This window comes from Oceaniglobus indicus, assembly GCF_002751875.1.
GTDB classification, from domain to species: Bacteria; Pseudomonadota; Alphaproteobacteria; order Rhodobacterales; family Rhodobacteraceae; genus Oceaniglobus; species Oceaniglobus indicus.
On the sequence record NZ_NMZM01000009.1, the window covers coordinates 43,307 to 61,578 of the forward strand.

An 18,272-nucleotide genomic window follows, 5' to 3' on the forward strand; every position below is an offset into this window, starting at 1 on the left:
CAGGCCTGAAGAGGGTGGGTGGCCCCGTTCGGGAAACGTCTGATCGTTTGCGTCGATTGTTTATTTGGAGCGGGCGAGGCGATTCGAACGCCCGACCCTAACCTTGGCAAGGTTATGCTCTACCCCTGAGCTACGCCCGCTTCCTTGTCGCTGAGATAGCCAGAGCGCCGGCGGGCTGCAAGCGAAAAATGCGCCCGCGGCGAGATTTTCGCCGCGGGTGCGCGGGCCGCGATCACTCAAGCTCGATCAGCAGGTCCTTGGCGTCGATCTGGGCACCGGGCGTGACATGGACCGCCTTGATCTTGGCCTTCCGTTCAGCGTGGATCCCGGTTTCCATCTTCATCGCCTCGATGGTCAACAGCAGATCGCCCTCGTTCACGGTCTTGCCGACCACGGCGGCCACGCTGGCCACCACGCCGGGCATCGGAGCGCCGACATGGGCCGGGTTGCCGGCTTCGGCCTTGGGACGTGCGGCGCTTACGGCCGTGGCCTTGCGGTTCGGCACCCGGATCAGCCGTGGCTGGCCGTTCAGCTCGAAGAACACTCTGGCCTGTCCGGTATCGTCGGTATCGCCCAGAGCGAGGCAGCGGATTTCAAGCGTCTTGCCGGGGCCGATTTCAGCGGTGATTTCTTCGCCCGCATCCATGCCGTAAAAGAACGTGCGCGTCGGCAGGGTGCGCACCGGCCCATAGTCCAGATTGCGGCGGCGGTAATCGAGGAAGACCTTGGGATACATCAGGTATCCGTTCAGATCCTCGTCGTCGATCTCGACAGCACCGTCCAGGGCGGCGACCGCTTCGGCGCGAGCCGCTTCCAGATCGACGGGTTTCAGGTGAAGGCCGGGGCGGCCGGTCATCGGCTTTTCATCCTTGAGGATCTTCTTCTGGATCTTCTCAGGCCACCCGCCCGGGGGCTGGCCCAGCGACCCGCGCATCATGTCGATGACGGAATCGGGGAACGACACGTCGATCTCGGGGTCTTCGACCTGTTCGCGGGTCAGGCCCTGGGACACCATCATCAGTGCCATGTCACCCACCACCTTGGACGATGGCGTGACCTTGACGATGTCGCCGAACATCCGGTTCACGTCGGCATAGGTCTGCGCGACCTCGTGCCAGCGTTCCTCGAGCCCCATGGAACGCGCCTGGGCCTTGAGGTTGGTGAACTGCCCGCCCGGCATCTCGTGCAGATAGACTTCGGACGCCGGGGCCTGCTGTCCGGTCTCGAAGGCCGCGTAATGGGCGCGCACGGTTTCCCAGTAATTCGAGATTTCGCGCACCGCGCCGATGTCGATGCCGGTTTCGCGATCGGTGTGGGCCAGCGCCTCGACGATGGTGCCGAAGGTCGCCTGCGACGTGTTGCCAGACAGCGAGTCCATGGCGCAATCCACCGCGTCGACCCCCGCTTCCGAGGCGGCCAGGATGGTGGCGCAGGCGATGCCTGCGGTGTCGTGGGTGTGGAAGTGGATCGGCAGGCCGACCTCGTCCTTCAGGGCCTTGATCAGGATACGGGCCGATGCCGGCTTCAGCAGTCCCGCCATGTCCTTGAGGCCCAGAACATGGGCGCCGGCCTTTTTCAGATCCTTGCCCATCTCGACATAGTATTTCAGATCGTATTTTGCCCGGTCCGGGTTCAAGAGGTCGCCTGTGTAACAGATCGTCCCTTCGCAGACCTTGTTGGCGGCGATCACGGCATCCATGGCGACGCGCATGTTTTCGACCCAGTTCAGGCTGTCGAACACGCGGAACACGTCGACCCCCGAGGTGGCGGCCTGTGCGATGAAGCTTTGCACCACGTTGTCGGGGTAATTCGTATAGCCGACCCCGTTGGACGAACGCAGCAGCATCTGCGTCATCAGGTTGGGCATCTGCGCCCGGATGTCGCGCAGCCGCTGCCACGGGCATTCCTGAAGGAAGCGATAGGCCACGTCGAACGTCGCACCGCCCCAGCATTCGACCGAAAACAGCTGTGGCAGGTTGGCGGCATAAGCCGGCGCGATCTTGATCATGTCCAGCGAACGCATGCGCGTCGCCATCAGCGACTGGTGCGCGTCGCGCATGGTCGTGTCGGTGATCAGCAGCTGTTTCTGTTCGGCCATCCACTCGGCGACCGCTTCGGGGCCGAACTGATCCAGGATCTGGCGGGTGCCCGGCACCGGATCCTCGGTGCGCAGTTTCGGCGGCACCGGGGTTTTCACATCGGCGGCAGGGGCAGGGCGCCCTTCGGTTTCGGGGTGCCCGTTCACGGTGACGTCGGCGATATAGGTCAGGATCTTGGTCGCGCGGTCGCGGCGCGGAGCAAAATCGAACAACTCGGGCGTCTGGTCGATGAACTTGGTATGGTATTCATTGTTCAGGAATACCGGATGCTTCAGCAGGTTCTCGACGAACGAGATATTGGTGCTGACGCCGCGAATGCGGAATTCGCGCAGCGCGCGGTCCATCCGGGCGATCGCCGCCTCGGGGGTCGGGGCCGATGCCGTGACCTTGACCAGAAGCGAATCGTAATATCGCGTGATCACTGCACCGGCATAGGCCGTGCCACCGTCCAACCGGATGCCCATGCCGGTCGCGCTGCGATAGGTGGTGATGCGGCCGTAATCGGGAATGAAATTGTTGGTCGGGTCTTCGGTGGTGATGCGGCACTGGATCGCGTGTCCGCGCAACTGGACGTCATATTGCGACGGCGTGCCGGTGGCTTCGACCAGCGATTTGCCCTCGGCGATCAGGATCTGGGCGCGCACGATGTCGATGCCGGTGACTTCTTCGGTCACCGTATGTTCGACCTGCACACGGGGGTTCACCTCGATGAAGTAGAACTCGCCCGATTCCATATCCATCAGGAATTCGACGGTGCCGGCGCATTCGTAATCGACGTGCTCGCAGATCTTCTTGCCGAGGTTGCACAGCTTTTCGCGCTGCGCTGCGGAAAGATAGGGAGCGGGCGCGCGTTCGACGACTTTCTGGTTGCGCCGCTGCACGGAACAATCGCGTTCCCAGAGGTGATAGATGGCGCCGTGCTTGTCGCCGAGGATCTGCACCTCGACGTGGCGGGCGCGCAGGATCATCTTTTCCAGATAGCCTTCGCCGTTGCCGAAGGCGGCTTCGGCCTCGCGCCGGCCCTCGCGCACCTTCTCCTCAAGCTCGTCGGGGCCGTTGATCGGGCGCATCCCGCGTCCGCCGCCGCCCCAGGATGCCTTCAGCATCAGGGGATACCCGACCTCTTCGGCCTGCTGGGCGATCTTCGCCATGTCATCGCCCAGCACCTCGGTCGCGGGGATGACCGGCACGCCGGCCTCGATCGCCACGCGCCGCGCGCTGGCCTTGTCGCCAAGGGCGCGCATGGTTTCGGCCCGGGGCCCGATGAAGGCGATCCCGTTGGCGACGCAGGCATCCACGAAATCCGGGTTTTCGGACAGCAGGCCATAGCCCGGATGGATCGCGTCGGCGCCGGCCATCTTGGCGACGCGGATGATCTCGTCGATCGACAGGTATGCGGCGACGGGGCCAAGACCGGCGCCGATGCGATACGCCTCGTCAGCCTTGAAGCGGTGCAGGCACAGCTTGTCCTCCTCGGCATAGACCGCGACTGTCTTTTTTCCCAACTCGTTGGCCGCCCGCATGATGCGGATTGCGATTTCGCCGCGGTTCGCGATGAGGATCTTCTTGAAGTCGGCCATGCGTCACCCTTGTTTTTGCAGGCGCAGCATAACCGCAGGTTCGGGCGTGGAAAGTTGTTTTTGCACTCACGGCGGCTGGCTGAGCATATTGGCAAGGGTTCGTGACGTGTGGCGCAGGGTGCGATCCGGCGTGGCGGGGGCGGCCCGGGCCTCGGCGTGGGCGGCGCGCAGGGTTGCCTGTGCTTCGATCACCGCGCGGATGCTGTTCAGGATGCTGTCGGTCGAGCGGCAGAGGTTCAGGACCGAGTCGAGGTCGACGCCGGCGCGCGCCGCACCGGACATGCCGGGCGTGTTCACCGCGTCCAGATAGGCGATCACGCGCGACAACTGGAACGACGACTGGATCGCCAGTTCGCGGATGTCGTCGAAACCGCGATCCTGACGCAACCCGCGGTTCATGTCGACCACGACCGCGGTGCCGACGACGCGCTGGTTTCCCTTCGGCGTGATGAACGGGAACAGCGCGGTGTTCCATTTCTGGCGCCGCCCGTCCATCGTCAGTTCTTCCTCATAGCTCAGCGGCGCGCCGCTGTCGGCGCACATGGTATAACGGCCATTGACCAGCGCCGCGTCGTCCGGCGGCAAAAGCTCGTCGATGGTCTTGCCGACCGAGTGTTCGTGCGAAATCCCCGATGCCGCCTCGTGGGCGACGTTGATCGCCAGAAGCCGGAAGAACACGCCGCCCGGCCGACGTTCGGCGGCGAACATCGGGACGTCGAAATCGTTCAGGGCCAGTCGCAGTTCGGCCCCGGTTTCCTGTGAAAACATGTCGTTACCTGTTCGATGATCCGCGTTGACGGCATCGATAATCGAATTTCTCAAAGGATCGATTAATGCGCCCCGGCCGGTTTCCGGGTTTCGGCTCCGCGCCCGGCCCGGCGGGACGGAACGCAGGTGCCTGTTCAGGTGTTCTGATCCTGAAAGGAGATGACCATGGCAAAGTTTTCAGTCGGAGATCACGTCACCTGGAATTCGGAGGCCGGCCACGTGAGCGGCAAGATCACCAAGATCCACGAGAGCGATTTCAAGTACAAGGGCCACCAGCGCCGCGCCAGCAAGGACGAGCCGCAATACGAGATCGAAAGCGACAAGACCGATCACATCGCGGCCCATAAGGAGGACGCGCTGAAAAAGGTCGATGAATGACGGCCCGATTCGCCTCGGTCGGCCACTCGAACCGGCCGCTGGACGAGTTTCTGGACATCCTGCGGCACGGGCGCGTCGATCTGGTGGTCGATGTGCGTTCGTTCCCCCGTTCGCGCAGCAATCCGGCGTTCAACATCGATTCACTGCCTGATGACCTCGAGAAGGTCCAGATCGGCTATTGCCACATGCCCGACCTTGGCGGGCGACGGAACAGGCAGCCGGACGTGGACGAGGCGACCAATGCCATGTGGCGGGTGCGCAGTTTTCAGAACTATGCCGATTACGCGCTGGGTGACACGTTCGGCGCGGCGTTTCGCGCACTTCTGGCGGAAGGCGAAAAGCGCCGACTGGCGATGATGTGTTCCGAGGCCGTCTGGTGGCGGTGCCATCGGCGCATCATCACCGACCATTTTCTGGCCGCCGGACACGCGGTCGATCATCTGATGGGGTCGGAACGGATCGATGCCGCCGAGATGACGCGCGGTGCCTGCGTGCGCGCCGATGGCAAGGTCGTCTATCCCGCGGCGTGACGCAACGCGCCCAGATCCGCGATGCCCAGTTGCGCCATGTCCGCGATCAATCCCGCACGCAGGATATCGACCACATGGGCCGCGCCCCGTGCGCCGAACGCGCCCAGCCCCCAGTGCACCGCGCGGCCCAGCATCACGAAGTCGGCGCCGCGCGACAGCAGGCGCAGGATGTCCGTCGCACTTTGCACCGCGCCATCGGCGATCAGCGGATATTGCGGGCCGACCGCGTCGCGAATCGCGGGCAGCACGGTCACCGGTGGCGGGGCGGCATCGAACTGTCGCCCGCCGTGGTTCGACACCCAGACCGCATCGGCAATCCCGGCGATGCGGCGCGCATCGTCGGCCGACAGCACGCCCTTGACCACAACCGGGCCGTCCCATTCCCGCTTGACCGCCTCGAGGTATGCCCAGTCGGGCGCGGTGCGCAATTGGTATCCGATGTGCCCGGTGCCGCTGCGCGCGGTCTTGGTGTCGCCGTATTTCTCAAGGAACCGCAGGCTCGGCATGCCTTGGCGCGCCATCCCCATGGCCCATGCGGGGGATACGGCAACCTGGGCCAGAATGCGCGGGCTCATGCGCATGGGGTTGGTCACCCCGGCCCGGGTCAGCCGTTCACGGCGGCTGGCCTTCGGGACGTCCGCCGTCAGGATCAGCGTGTGAAACCCCGCATCCCGCGCCCGGTTCAGCATGTCGGTGCGGATCTCGGGCTCGCCCGGCGCATAAAGCTGGAACCAGCCCTGATCGCCGATATGGGGGGCCACGTCCTCGGGCGATTGCGCCGCGACCGTGGACAGGCCGAAGGGGATGCCTTCGCGCGCGGCCAGACGGGCCAGGATGCCTTCGGCGTCGGGCCAGATCAGCCCGGACATGCCCACCGGCGCGAACCCGAAGGGCAGGGGGTATCGCCGCCCCAGCAATTGCACCGACAGATCGGCCTCCTGCACGCCGCACAGGGCGCGCGGCGTCATCTCGACCCGGGCCAGGGCGGCGGCGCTGCGCGGCGCGGCGGTTTCGGCGCCGGTGCCGCTGTCGAGGTATTCCCACACGAAGCGGGGCAGGCGGCGGCGCGCGCGGTCACGCAGGTCTGTCAGGGCGGGAAAGTCTTTTTCAAGGGTCATGGCATGCTCCGGTCGCGCGAACATTCCCCAAGTTGGAACCGAACGTCCACAGGAAACCCGCGTCCGATGGCAGAACATACCGCGAACAGACCTTTCCCTTGGCGTTATCGCCCATTATACTGTGCGCCATGGATGATTTCGACGAAAGCGATGCCTTCGAGGCGGCTGTGCCGCTGAGCCAGCGGGCAATGGCCGGGGCGCGTGCGCCCTATCTGGACGATCTGAACCCCGCACAGCGCAAGGCGGTCGAAACGCTCGACGGTCCGGTGCTGATGCTGGCCGGGGCAGGCACCGGCAAGACCAAGGCGCTGACCGCGCGAATCGCCCACCTGATGACGACCGGTCGGGCCAGGCCGAACGAGATCCTCGCCGTCACCTTCACCAACAAGGCCGCGCGCGAGATGAAAGAACGTGTAGGGCGCCTGTTGGGCCAGACGGTCGAGGGGATGCCGTGGCTGGGCACCTTTCACGCGATCTGTGTCAAGTTGCTGCGCCGGCACGCCGAACTGGTCGGGCTGAAGTCGAATTTCACGATTCTGGACACCGACGATCAGATCCGTCTGATGAAACAGCTGATTCTGGCTGAGAACATCGACGAAAAACGTTGGCCCGCGCGCCAGTTGGCAGGGATCATCGATGGCTGGAAGAACCGCGCGCTGACGCCGGAAAAGGTCCCGGCGGCCGATGCCGGGGCCTTCAACAACCGCGGCACCGAACTTTACGATTACTACCAGCAGCGGCTGAAAACCCTGAACGCCACCGATTTCGGTGACCTGCTGCTGCACGTCGTGACGATCTTTCAGCAGCATCCCGACGTTCTGGCGCAATACCAGCGGTGGTTCAAATTCATCCTTGTCGACGAATACCAGGACACGAACGTCGCGCAATACATCTGGTTGCGGCTTCTGGCGCAGGAGCACAAGAACATCTGTTGCGTCGGCGATGACGATCAGTCGATCTATGGCTGGCGGGGCGCCGAGGTGGGCAACATCCTGCGGTTCGAAAAGGATTTTCCCGGCGCCCATGTGGTGCGGCTGGAACAGAACTACCGTTCGACCCCGCATATCCTGGCCGCGGCGTCCGGCGTGATCGACGCCAACCAGGGGCGGCTGGGCAAGACGTTGTTCACCGACCTGACCGAGGGCGAGAAGGTCCGCCTGATCGGCCATTGGGACGGCGAGGAAGAAGCACGCTGGATCGGCGAGGAGGTCGAGGCGTTGCAACGCGGGGCGCGTGACGGTGCGGCGACATCTTTGGACGACATGGCGATTCTGGTGCGCGCGTCGCACCAGATGCGCGCGTTCGAGGATCGTTTCCTGACCATCGGTCTGCCGTACCGGGTGATCGGCGGGCCGCGATTCTATGAACGGCTCGAAATTCGCGATGCCATGGCCTATTTCCGGCTGGCCGTATCGCCCGAGGACGATCTGGCGTTCGAGCGGATCGTGAACACCCCGAAACGCGGGCTTGGCGACAAGGCGCAGAAGAACATCCAGATCGCCGCGCGGAGCAACGGCGCGACCTTGGTCGACGGCGCGCGGATCCTGCTGAGCGAAGGCGGAATCGGCGGCAAGGGTGCGGGCGCGCTGCGCCACCTGATCGACGGGATCGACCGCTGGCACGATCTTGCCATGCGCCAGATCGCGGCGACCGGGACGGTCGGCGATCCCGACGTGGTCGAGGCGATAACGCCCGACGGACCGGGGATCAGCCATATCGAACTGGCCGAACAGATCCTGGAAGAATCGGGATATGTCGCCCATTGGCAGAACGACAAGACCCCCGAAGCGCCGGGCCGCCTGGAAAACCTCAAGGAATTGGTGAAGGCGCTGGAGCAGTTCGACAACCTTCAGGGGTTCCTCGAACATGTCTCGCTGATCATGGACAACGAACAGGGCGAACAGGGCGAAAAGGTGTCGATCATGACACTGCACGCCGCCAAGGGGCTGGAGTTTCCCGCCGTGTTCCTGCCCGGCTGGGAAGACGGGCTGTTTCCGTCGCAACGGTCGATGGACGAATCGGGCCTGAAGGGACTGGAGGAGGAACGCCGCCTTGCCTATGTCGGCATCACCCGTGCGGAACGCCTGGCGACAATCAGCTTTGCCGCCAACCGCCGGGTCTATGGCCAGTGGCAATCGGCGCTGCCGTCGCGGTTCATCGACGAATTGCCCGAAGCGCATGTCGATGTTCTGACCCCGCCGGGCTTGTATGGCGGCGGCTATGGTGCGGCCGGCATGGCGGCTTCGGCGTCGCCGTCGATTGCGCTGGGGGCGCAATCGGATCTTCACCAGCGGGTGAAGGATGCGGATGTCTACAACTCGCCGGGATGGAAACGGATGCAGGCGCGCAGCGCCTCGCGCCCGATGAGCCAGCCGCGCGAACAGCGCAACATGACCATCGACGCCACCGCCGTGTCCGCCTTTACCGCCGGGGACCGGGTGTTTCACACCAAGTTCGGCTATGGCACCGTGATGGGGGTCGAGGGTGACAAGCTGGACATCGAATTTGACAAGGCCGGGGCGAAAAAGGTTGTGGCCAAGTTCGTCGTCGAGGCATCGCGCGCCGGGGATGTGCCGTTCTGAACCGGCCAAGGATGTGATCGCAACAGGTCTGAAACGAAAAGACACCGGTGCTTCGGGAGGAAAGCGCCGGTGTCTGGCCAAAAGGTGCGGAGGGAGGATCCGACCCTCTTGGATTTCGGTGGAACGGCAGAAGCTGCCGGTTCCGAAAACCTCGCAGAGCCTGCGACCCCGGGGAGGACGGGGCCGCAGTCTGCGTAACGCCTTTTCCCGAGGGAGGATCGGGATCGGACGTATCTCGTGGCGGTGCCTGAATGGCTTCGCCGTGAATGACGCGCCGCGATGCCCGGGAGGAGGTGGACATCGCGGCCTGTGTTCCCGCGGACCCCGATGGGAGGATCGGTTGCGCGGAACTTGTGCAGCCTGGATTGGCCGCTAACTCGGCCAGAGGCGGCGATGCCCGGGAGGAGGTGGACACCGCCGCTCTGGAAACGCGGGTGCCGGAGGGAGGATCCGGTCCGCGTGGCTCTGGGTGTGCGTCCGGTCAGGACGAAACCCGGTGTAAAAAACGGTGACACCCGGGAGGAGGTGAGTGTCACCGCAGGAACAGAAGGCCCCGGGAGGAGGTGGAGCCGTCCGATGCCTGTCTCAGTTGTTGCCGTAAGCGGCGTCGGCCGAGACCGTTGTGATCATCGAGCGCGAGATGCCGAGGTCCGCGAGGTCGCGATCGCTCAGGCGCTCGAGTTCGTTCAGGGTGCGGCGATAGACGCGATACTGCGCCAGGCGCACCCGAAGGGAATTCATCGTGGCCGCGAACCGGCCGGTGTTGCCGCGTGTGGCGGTTTGGTGCGTCGCTGTGTAAGCCATGTCTCTACCTCATCATGTGGGCGCTCGCTGTGTTGTGCTGCGCTCCGTTGAGACTGAAGATAGGCATATGCTGCACTTGCACAATGATGAAAAAGGCAATGCTGCCATGCGGCATTTGCATAAGTGGTGTTGACCTAACGGCAAGTGTTTTTAAGGGGTTATGGGGGCACCCCGAACGGATCGTGCCCGTGTGACCGGGATCGAAGGTGCAGTTTGCGCCGACACCGACAGAAAGGTGTCAGACATGGCCATCACCCGTGAACAGATCCTGAAGGCCCTTGCGCAGGTCGCACTGCCGGATCGAAGGAACTTGGTGCCGGCAGATCTGATCCGCGCGCTGACGATCGCGCCGGATGGGGCCGTGCGGTTCGTGATCGAGGCGCCGACACCCGAAATCGCGCGCGCGATCGCGTGTGTCCGGACTGCGGCCGAAAAGGTGGTGGCCGATCTGGCAAGGGTGTCGGTGGCGGACTTCCGGATGCCGACAGTCAAGGCGCGCCGCAGTCGCACATGGGCGTGTCCGCCCGTCCGGTTTCGACCGATGGCGATATTGTCCAGCCGGTAACGGCCCATGGCGCCACCCTGATGTCGATCGGCCTGATGCCGGATCAGGCGGGTTCGGTGATCCGGCGTGGCCCGATGGGTGCACTGCAACAGATGCCGGGACAGGTGGCCTGGGGCGCGTTGGACGTCCTGCTGGTCGACCTGCCGTCCGAGACCTACGGTGCGCCCCTTACCATTTGTCAGCGCTATGCCGCGGACGGCGTCCTTATGGTGTCGACACCCCAGGACGTCGCGCTTCTGGATGCACACAGGCCGCTGGACACGCCGGTTCTGGCCTTGGTGGCGAACATGTCGGCGTTCACCTGCCCACATTGCGACGGCCAGTCACATATCTTCGGAGGCGGCGGCATAGCGGCCGAGGCGCAGAACCCTTGCGTGCCGTTGCTGGCCGCCTTGCCCCTGACGCCGAAGGCGCGACTGGCGAAACACGCCAGAACACCGGTCGCGTTGTGCGGGGACGCCGAGACGGGCCACTTCGGGCGTCGGGCGCGGGACCTCATGGGAAAGCTGGCCGGCTGATCAATCGGATTTGGGAAGGCATGGGAAACGCTCGGCCATTTCGGGGGTTTTCCATTTCTGGTGGGTGATTGCTTGGTCTTCGGTCGAAGGGAGCATCCGAGATTCGGGATGGCATCCGCAGAATCGGCGCGCATCGTTCGAATCTGGTGGGCCGATTCCCCTCAGATTCGAGTGCCAGCTGTGTGTAACCCTGTGGATAACGCTGAGTCCTGCGGCGCGTTCCTTGGCGCCGGAAAAAATCTTGCCATGAGATGCGCACAATATCTGGTGCTGATCAATTTGATCACAACAAGTTTACGCCGTAACACACTGATTTAACGTTGGTTAATATTAGATGTAAAATTGCAACAACAATCTGTTGGAAATCTCAGCCGCATATTTCTGTTGTTTCCCATGATTTCCCATGGCATCCCTACCTCATCGAGAGGGCAGCGGAAGGGACACGAAAAGATCCCGAAAGCACTAAGAAAAACAAAGACATGGCAGGCTTCATACAGGCACGCTTCCTCTTGATGAACAGAGATCCGGCGCGCGGGCGAGCAGACATCCCCCCAGGTGGCGCGCGCAGTCGGAAAAACCCCGGAAACGGGATCCAGGCGGCGGACCGAACAGTGGCAGCAGTTCGGTTCGCCGTCTTCGTTTCACCTTCACCTTAGCACAAACCTGGGGCGGGCAGAAGAAAAGGATGCATCGGTCGTGTACGGAGTGTTCATCGGCGAACACGACAACAAGATCGACACCAAGGGCAGGGTGTCGATACCGGCCGATTTCCGTCGCGTGATCGAAGAGGGCGACCCCAAGTGGGAACCCGGCAAGAACGCGACGATGGCCATCGTCTATGGCGATGCAAAGCGCAATTACCTCGAAGTTTTTCCCGTCGCCGACCTTCTCAAGGTGTTGAAGGCCGTCGCGCGGATGCCGCGTGGATCGGCCAAGAGCCAGAGCCTGCGCGAACTTTACGCCCAGAAAACGCTGTATGCGACGCTCGACGATACGGGTCGTATCGTGCTGAGCGCGAAGCTGCGCGAGAAACTCGGGCTCACCGACATGGCCAAGGTCGTCGGCAGCGTCGATACCTTCGAGATCTGGAACCCGGCCAGCTATGACACCGAAGGCGTCACCAACCTCAAGGCCGAGGATGACTTTGATCCCGATCTCGACGCATCGGTCTGGTTGGCGGGCGACGTGGATTGATCCGATGATGTCCGGCGCTCCTGAAAACCCCAAGAAACCACATGTTCCCGTGCTGTTACGCCCGCTTCTTCACGTGCTCGGGCCACTCTCGGGCGTGTGGCTTGACGGCACGTTCGGCGCTGGCGGCTATGCGCGTGGCCTGCTGGACGCAGGCGCGGACCGGGTGATCGGCGTGGATCGCGATCCGGCCGTCTTCACCATGGCCGCACAATGGGCCGGCGCCTACGGCAACCGGCTGCACATGGTCGAGGGCACCTTCGGCCAGCTTGACACTTATGCGGATGCGCCGCTGGACGGCGTGGTTCTGGATCTCGGGGTCAGTTCGATGCAGCTGGACCAGGCCCACCGGGGGTTTTCGTTCCAGAAGGACGGACCGCTCGACATGCGGATGGGCGGCGACGTGCCGTCGGCCGCCGACCTGGTGAACGACGCCGACGAGGAAACGCTGGCGTCGATCCTGTTTCATTACGGCGAGGAACGTGCCTCGCGCCGGATCGCGCGGGCCATCGTCAAGATCCGCGCCGAGGGCCGGATCGAGACGACGCGCCACCTGGCCCGGATCGTCGAAGGCTGCCTGCCGCGGGCCAAACCGGGGCAGAGCCATCCGGCCACCCGCAGCTTCCAGGCGATCCGCATCGCCGTGAACGACGAGTTCGGCGAACTGGTCGCCGGCCTCGAGGCCGCGGAACGGGCGCTGAAGCCGGGCGGTCGCCTGGCTGTCGTCAGCTTTCATTCGCTCGAGGACCGCGTCGTCAAGCGGTTCCTGAGTGCGCGGTCCGGTGGGGGCGGGCGGGCCAACCGCCACCTGCCCGAAACCGAGGCCGACGCGCCGCGCTTTGAGCGGCTGTCCAAGGCCATCGGCCCCGACGACCGCGAACTTGAAGAGAACCCGCGCGCCCGTTCGGCCCGCCTTCGGGTGGCAACCCGCACCGACGCACCGGCCGGCCCGGTGGATCGTGGCGCGCTGGGATTGCCGAAATTCGACCATCTGGGGGATCGTCGCACATGAAATCCATTTTATACATCCTCTCGGCCATGGCCGTCATGGGGCTGGCGTTCTGGGCCTATCAGGAGAACTACAAGACCCAGCAATCCTTGCGGGTTGTCGAGCGGCTTCAGGGCGAGATCGGCAAGCGGCGCGAAGCCATTGCGATCCTGCGGGCCGAATGGGCCTATCTGAACCGTCCCGACCGTCTGCGCGATCTGGCCGGGCTGAATTTCGAACGCCTGGGGTTGCTGCCGCTGACCCCTGAACAATTCGCCCGCGTCGATCAGATCGCCTTTCCGGTGCGCGCCGTGCCGTTCGATCTGCAAGGCACCGTTCTGACCAGTGGCGAAGAGGAGCAGCAGCCATGATCCGCACCCCGCTGCGCCCGCTGGCGCGTATCCTGAAAGCGCGCGAAACCGGCGAAAACCCCGATGCGATCGAGGCCGAGAACCTGCGTCTGCGCCGCGAGGAACACCGCGACCGCGACCGGTTGCAGGCGGAAACGCGGCTTTTGGTGCTTTCGGTGGTGTTTTTCTGCGCTTTTGGCGTCATCGGCGCGCGGATGGGCCTGTTGGCGGCATCGGTGCCGGAAGAACCCCGTGCCCAGGCCGGCGGCGCGGCCATCGTCGCGCAACGATCGGACATCACCGACCGCAACGGCCGGATCCTGGCCACGAACATGTTCACCCATTCGCTTTATGCCCAGCCGCCGCTGATGATCGACAAGGCCAAGGCGGCCAAGGAGCTGGCGGCGATCTTTCCCGAGATGGACGAAGAGAAACTGCTGAAGGACTTTTCGGGCAAGCGCAAGTTCCTGTGGATCCGCAAGAAGCTCAGCCCCGAGCAAAAGCAGGCGGTGCATGACATCGGCGATCCCGGCCTGCTGTTCGGCCCGCGCGAGATGCGGCTTTACCCGAACGGCGCGCTTGCGGCCCATGTTCTGGGCGGTGCCACCTTCGGGCGCGAGGGTGTCCATTCGGCCGAGGTGATCGGCGTGGCCGGTGTCGAGAAGGCGTTCGACGATTATCTGCGCGACCCCGCGCAAGAGGGCCGGCCGCTGCAACTGTCGATCGATCTGACGGTGCAATCGGCCATGCGCGAGGTGCTTTACGGCGGCATGAAGCTGATGAACGCCAAGGGCGCCGCGGCGGTTCTGATGGATGTCTACACCGGCGAGATCGTTTCGATGGTGTCGCTGCCCGACTTCGACCCCAACGACCGCCCGCGCCAGTTGATCAAGGGTGACCCCGCCGACAGCCCGCTGTTCAACCGCGCGGTGCAGGGGGTCTATGAGTTGGGTTCAACCTTCAAGATCTTCACGACGGCGCAGGCGATGGAACTGGGGCTGGTCGGGGCGGAAACCATGGTCGACGCCGACGCGCCGATGCGGTGGGGCAAATTCACCATTCGCGAATACCGCAACCACAACTATGGCCCCAAGCTGTCGGTCACCGACGTCATCGTCAAATCGTCCAACGTCGGCACGGCGCGGCTGGCCATGCGCATCGGCAACACCCGCCAGAAGGAATTCATGGCGCAGCTCGGCCTGCTCGAAGCGACGCCGGTGGAACTGGTCGAGGCGCCGGGGGCGGCGCCGATCTATCCGTCGAACTGGAGCGAGATCTCGACCATCACCGCGTCCTATGGCCATGGCATCGCCGCGTCGCCGCTGCACCTGGCGGCGGCCTATTCATCGCTTCTGAACGGCGGCACGCTGGTCCGGCCGACGCTGCTCAAGCAACGCACGGTCGAACCCGGTCCGCGGATCGTGTCCCAAGCGGTGTCGGCCGCGTCGCGCGAAATGCTGCGCCAGGTGATCGTGCGCGGCACCGCCAGCTTCGGCGCGGTTCCGGGCTATGAGGTGGGCGGCAAGACCGGCACGGCGGAAAAACCCAAGCCGAACGGCGGATATTATGCCGAAAAGAACATCAACACCTTCGCTTCGGTGTTCCCGGTGTCGGACCCCAAATACGTCCTGATCGTGTCGATGGACGAGGCGGCGGACACCTCGGGTGACAAGCCCAAGCGCACCGCCGGCTGGACGGCCGTTCCCGTGGCGGCGGAAGTCATCCGCCGCACCGCGCCGCTTCTGGGGCTTCCGCCGATCATTGAAACGTCGGACGTATCCGCGTTAACACTCACATCATCCGAGTGAGGCGAGGCAGACATGGGCGAACACGACGGCAACGGGCGCACCGAAACCCTGGCAGGCCTGGGGCTGACCGCCGCCCAGGGGCGCGAGGCCCGGATCACCAATCTGGCCGTCGACAGCCGACAGGTGCGCCCCGGCACGCTGTTCGCCGCATTGCCGGGGGTCCGCGTCCATGGCGCCACGTTCGTTCAGACCGCGCTTGAACAGGGGGCGACGGCGATCCTGACCGACCGCGACGGTGCCGCGCTGGCGGCCGACGCGCTGGCCGCATCGGACGCCGCGCTGATCGTGGCCGAGGATCCGCGCCAGACCCTGGCCTATGCCGCCGCATTGTGGTTCGAACATCAGCCGGGCACGATCACGGCAACAACCGGCACCAACGGCAAGACGTCGGTCGCGACCTTCACGCGCCAGATCTGGCAGGCGCTGGGCGAAGAAGCGGTGAACCTCGGCACCACCGGGGTCGAGGGCGCCTATCGCGCGCCGCTGCGCCACACGACGCCCGAACCGATCACGCTGCACGCCATGCTGGCCGAACTGGACGCGTCGGGCATCACCCATGTGGCGATGGAGGCGTCCAGTCACGGTCTGGCCCAGCGCCGCCTTGACGGCGTGCGTCTGACGGCGGCCGCCTTCACCAACTTCAGCCAGGACCATCTGGATTATCACGCGGACTTCGATGAATACTTCATGGCCAAGGCCGGACTGTTCGACCGCGTGCTGCCCGAAGACGCCATCGCCGTGATCAACATCGACGATCCGCGCGGCGCCGACATGGCGCTGATCGCCGAGTCGCGCGGCCAGGATGTGCTGCGCGTGGGGCAGGGCGACACCGCAGCGCTGCGCATCCTGGGTCAGCGGTTTGACGTGACGGGCCAGGATCTGCGGTTTTCGTGGAACGGCGCGGTGCGACAGGTGCGTCTGAACCTGATCGGCGGCTTTCAGGCGGCGAACGTCCTGGCCGCGGCCGGTCTGGTCATTGCCTGTGGCGAAGACCCCGCGCGCGTGTTCGACACCCTGACCGACCTGGTTACGGTTCCCGGCCGCATGCAACTGGCCGCGACGCGCGACAACGGCGCGGCGGTTTTCGTCGATTACGCCCACACCCCCGATGCGCTGGCCACGGCATTGTCGAACCTGCGCCCCCACGTCATGGGCCGTCTGATCGTGGTCTATGGTGCGGGCGGCGACCGCGACCGGGGCAAACGCCCGCTGATGGGGGCCGAGGCCGCGAAATACGCCGATGTGCGGATCGTCACCGACGACAACCCCAGAACGGAAACCCCGGCCGAAATCAGGGCGCAGATCCTCGACGCCGATCCCGACGCGATCGAGGTCGGCGACCGCGCCGAAGCCATCCTGCGCGGGGTCGACATGCTGCAACCCGGCGACGCGCTGCTGATCGCGGGCAAGGGGCACGAGACGGGCCAGACCGTGGGTGATGACGTGTTCCCCTTCGATGACGTCGAACAGGCCAGCGTCGCGGTTGCCGCCCTCGACGGATACCCCGCATGAGCGCGCTCTGGACCGCGGCCGAGGCCGTTGCCGCCACCGGTGGCCGCACGACCCGTGACTGGCAGGCAACCGGCGTGTCCATCGATACCCGCACCCTGCAACCGGGCGATTTGTTCGTAGCCCTGAAGGACCAGCGCGACGCCCACGACTTCGTCGCACAGGCGTTGGCGCAGGGGGCGGCAGCCGCGCTTGTCTCGCGGGTGCCGGACGGTGTCGGCGCCGACGCGCCCCTGCTGATCGTCGACGACGTGCTGCCCGCGCTTGTCGCCATGGGGCGCCACGCCCGCGCCCGCACGACGGCGAAGGTGATCGCTGTCACGGGTTCCGTCGGCAAGACCTCGGCCAAGGAGATGCTGCGCACCCTGCTTACGCCCCAGGGTCGCACCCATGCCGCCGAAGCCAGCTACAACAACCACTGGGGCGTGCCGCTGACCCTGGCGCGGATGCCCGCCGACGCCGATTTCGCCATCGTCGAGATCGGCATGAACCACCCCGGCGAAATCGCGCCGCTCTCGGCCATGGCCGCGCCCGATGTCGGGTTCATCACCACCATCGCCGCCGCCCATCTTGAGGCGTTCGATGACCTGGACGGAATCGCCCGCGAAAAGGCGGCGATCTTCTCGGGCATGGCCCCGGGCGGTGCGGCCATCGTGAACCTCGATCTGCCACAGACGCCGATCCTGACCGCGGCCGCCGAACGCGCCGGTCTGCGTGTCATCGGCTTCGGGGCCGATCCGGCGGCGATGTTCCGCCTCGCCTCGGCCAGGCCGGCGGCCGGTACCACGGTGGTGCAGGCGCACCATGGCGACGAGGCGCTGCTGTTCAAGGTGATGACCGGGGGGCAGCACTTCGCGATGAACGCTCTGGGCGCCATCGCCGCGGCCGAGGCGGTGGGCGCCGACCTCGGACGGCTGACCGGCGACATCGGGCGCTGGCACCCGCCACAGGGGCGCGGCACCCGAGAAACCATCGTGCTGGATCCGGCCGAGCCGCACCGCAGCATCGAACTCATCGACGACGCCTTCAATGCCAATCCGGCCTCGATGGCCGCCGCGCTCGAGGTGCTGGCCGACAGCACGCCCACCGACAACACTGGCCGCATCGCGCGCGGACGGCGCATCGCGATCCTTGGCGACATGCTGGAACTGGGGCCCGACGCGGGTGCCATGCACCTGGCACTGGGCGATCTCGACAGCCTCCGCCAGATCGACGTGATCCATGCCGTCGGCCCCCTGATGAAGCCGCTGTTCAACAGCCTGCCCGAACACATGCGCGGCAGATGGGTCGAAAGCGCGTCCGATCTTGCGAGCCGCGCGCGTGATCTGGTGGATGCGGGCGACATCGTGCTGGTCAAGGGATCCAAGAGCATCAAGGTCAGCCTTGTTGTTGACGCGATCCGCAAATTGGGCCATCGCACGCCCGATACCGGCAGGGTGCCGGACGACAACGATGGGCCGGGCGCCCGCAAGGGGACGTAACAG

General features: G+C 65.0%; 15 protein-coding genes and 1 tRNA gene. 11 read left to right on the forward strand and 5 right to left on the reverse strand.

Annotated features, from left to right (window positions below; genetic code table 11):
- Window positions 1–65: 65 nt before the first annotated feature.
- The 3 genes from CFP68_RS14105 to CFP68_RS14115 all read right to left on the reverse strand — a co-directional run bounded on the left by CFP68_RS14105 (window position 66) and on the right by CFP68_RS14115 (window position 4,447).
- Window positions 66–140 (reverse strand) — tRNA-Gly (locus tag CFP68_RS14105).
- Window positions 141–232: 92 nt separating this feature from the next.
- A complete protein-coding gene (locus CFP68_RS14110) occupies window positions 233–3,679 on the reverse strand; it encodes a pyruvate carboxylase (protein WP_099827587.1) in 3,447 nt (1,148 codons plus the stop codon).
- A gap of 66 nt (window positions 3,680–3,745) precedes the next feature.
- Window positions 3,746–4,447: a PAS domain-containing protein gene (locus tag CFP68_RS14115; RefSeq protein ID WP_099827588.1), complete on the reverse strand. Its 702-nt coding sequence runs from the start codon at window positions 4,445–4,447 to the stop codon at window positions 3,746–3,748.
- Between the two features lie 165 nt (window positions 4,448–4,612).
- On the opposite strand from CFP68_RS14115, the gene CFP68_RS14120 reads away from it, so the two are divergent.
- Complete coding sequence (locus tag CFP68_RS14120) at window positions 4,613–4,825, forward strand: hypervirulence associated TUDOR domain-containing protein (RefSeq protein WP_099827694.1); 213 nt, start codon at window positions 4,613–4,615, stop codon at window positions 4,823–4,825.
- On the forward strand, window positions 4,822–5,355 hold the full coding sequence (locus CFP68_RS14125; protein WP_099827589.1) for a DUF488 domain-containing protein: 534 nt from the start codon (window positions 4,822–4,824) through the stop codon (window positions 5,353–5,355). The genes CFP68_RS14120 and CFP68_RS14125 overlap by 4 nt, the downstream gene beginning before the upstream one ends.
- Here CFP68_RS14125 and CFP68_RS14130 read toward each other — a convergent pair.
- Window positions 5,340–6,473, reverse strand: a complete 1,134-nt coding sequence (locus tag CFP68_RS14130; protein ID WP_099827695.1) for an alpha-hydroxy acid oxidase — start codon at window positions 6,471–6,473, stop codon at window positions 5,340–5,342. The two genes, CFP68_RS14125 and CFP68_RS14130, sit on opposite strands and share 16 nt — an antisense overlap.
- Window positions 6,474–6,601: 128 nt before the next feature.
- Between CFP68_RS14130 and CFP68_RS14135 the strand changes: the two genes are divergently transcribed.
- Window positions 6,602–9,055, forward strand: a complete 2,454-nt coding sequence (locus tag CFP68_RS14135) for an ATP-dependent helicase (protein ID WP_099827590.1) — start codon at window positions 6,602–6,604, stop codon at window positions 9,053–9,055.
- Window positions 9,056–9,640: 585 nt separating this feature from the next.
- Here CFP68_RS14135 and CFP68_RS14140 read toward each other — a convergent pair.
- Window positions 9,641–9,859 (reverse strand): DUF1127 domain-containing protein, encoded by a 219-nt coding sequence (locus CFP68_RS14140; protein ID WP_099827591.1) that lies wholly within the window; start codon window positions 9,857–9,859, stop codon window positions 9,641–9,643.
- 244 nt (window positions 9,860–10,103) lie between these two features.
- On the opposite strand from CFP68_RS14140, the gene CFP68_RS18485 reads away from it, so the two are divergent.
- From CFP68_RS18485 to CFP68_RS14175, 8 genes are all read left to right on the forward strand, one after another.
- Window positions 10,104–10,424 carry an iron-sulfur cluster assembly protein gene (locus CFP68_RS18485; RefSeq protein ID WP_241524101.1) on the forward strand — a complete coding sequence of 107 codons (321 nt, stop codon included), beginning with the start codon at window positions 10,104–10,106 and terminating at the stop codon, window positions 10,422–10,424.
- Window positions 10,370–10,942 (forward strand): P-loop NTPase, encoded by a 573-nt coding sequence (locus CFP68_RS14145; RefSeq protein WP_241524102.1) that lies wholly within the window; start codon window positions 10,370–10,372, stop codon window positions 10,940–10,942. The genes CFP68_RS18485 and CFP68_RS14145 overlap by 55 nt, the downstream gene beginning before the upstream one ends.
- 696 nt (window positions 10,943–11,638) lie before the next feature.
- The gene (locus CFP68_RS14150; protein ID WP_099827592.1) at window positions 11,639–12,136 is read left to right on the forward strand and encodes a division/cell wall cluster transcriptional repressor MraZ; all 498 of its coding nucleotides are present in this window, start codon (window positions 11,639–11,641) and stop codon (window positions 12,134–12,136) included.
- 7 nt (window positions 12,137–12,143) lie between these two features.
- Window positions 12,144–13,145, forward strand: coding sequence for a 16S rRNA (cytosine(1402)-N(4))-methyltransferase RsmH (gene rsmH / locus CFP68_RS14155; protein ID WP_099827696.1), 1,002 nt, complete (start codon window positions 12,144–12,146; stop codon window positions 13,143–13,145).
- Window positions 13,142–13,492, forward strand: coding sequence for a cell division protein FtsL (gene ftsL / locus CFP68_RS14160; RefSeq protein ID WP_099827593.1), 351 nt, complete (start codon window positions 13,142–13,144; stop codon window positions 13,490–13,492). The genes rsmH and ftsL overlap by 4 nt, the downstream gene beginning before the upstream one ends.
- Window positions 13,489–15,279 carry a peptidoglycan D,D-transpeptidase FtsI family protein gene (locus CFP68_RS14165; protein WP_099827594.1) on the forward strand — a complete coding sequence of 597 codons (1,791 nt, stop codon included), beginning with the start codon at window positions 13,489–13,491 and terminating at the stop codon, window positions 15,277–15,279. The genes ftsL and CFP68_RS14165 overlap by 4 nt, the downstream gene beginning before the upstream one ends.
- A 12-nt stretch (window positions 15,280–15,291) precedes the next feature.
- Window positions 15,292–16,791, forward strand: a complete 1,500-nt coding sequence (locus CFP68_RS14170; protein WP_099827595.1) for a UDP-N-acetylmuramoyl-L-alanyl-D-glutamate--2,6-diaminopimelate ligase — start codon at window positions 15,292–15,294, stop codon at window positions 16,789–16,791.
- Window positions 16,788–18,269 carry a UDP-N-acetylmuramoyl-tripeptide--D-alanyl-D-alanine ligase gene (locus CFP68_RS14175; RefSeq protein WP_099827596.1) on the forward strand — a complete coding sequence of 494 codons (1,482 nt, stop codon included), beginning with the start codon at window positions 16,788–16,790 and terminating at the stop codon, window positions 18,267–18,269. Before CFP68_RS14170 ends, CFP68_RS14175 begins: the two co-directional genes overlap by 4 nt.
- The last annotated feature ends 3 nt before the right edge of the window (window positions 18,270–18,272 follow it).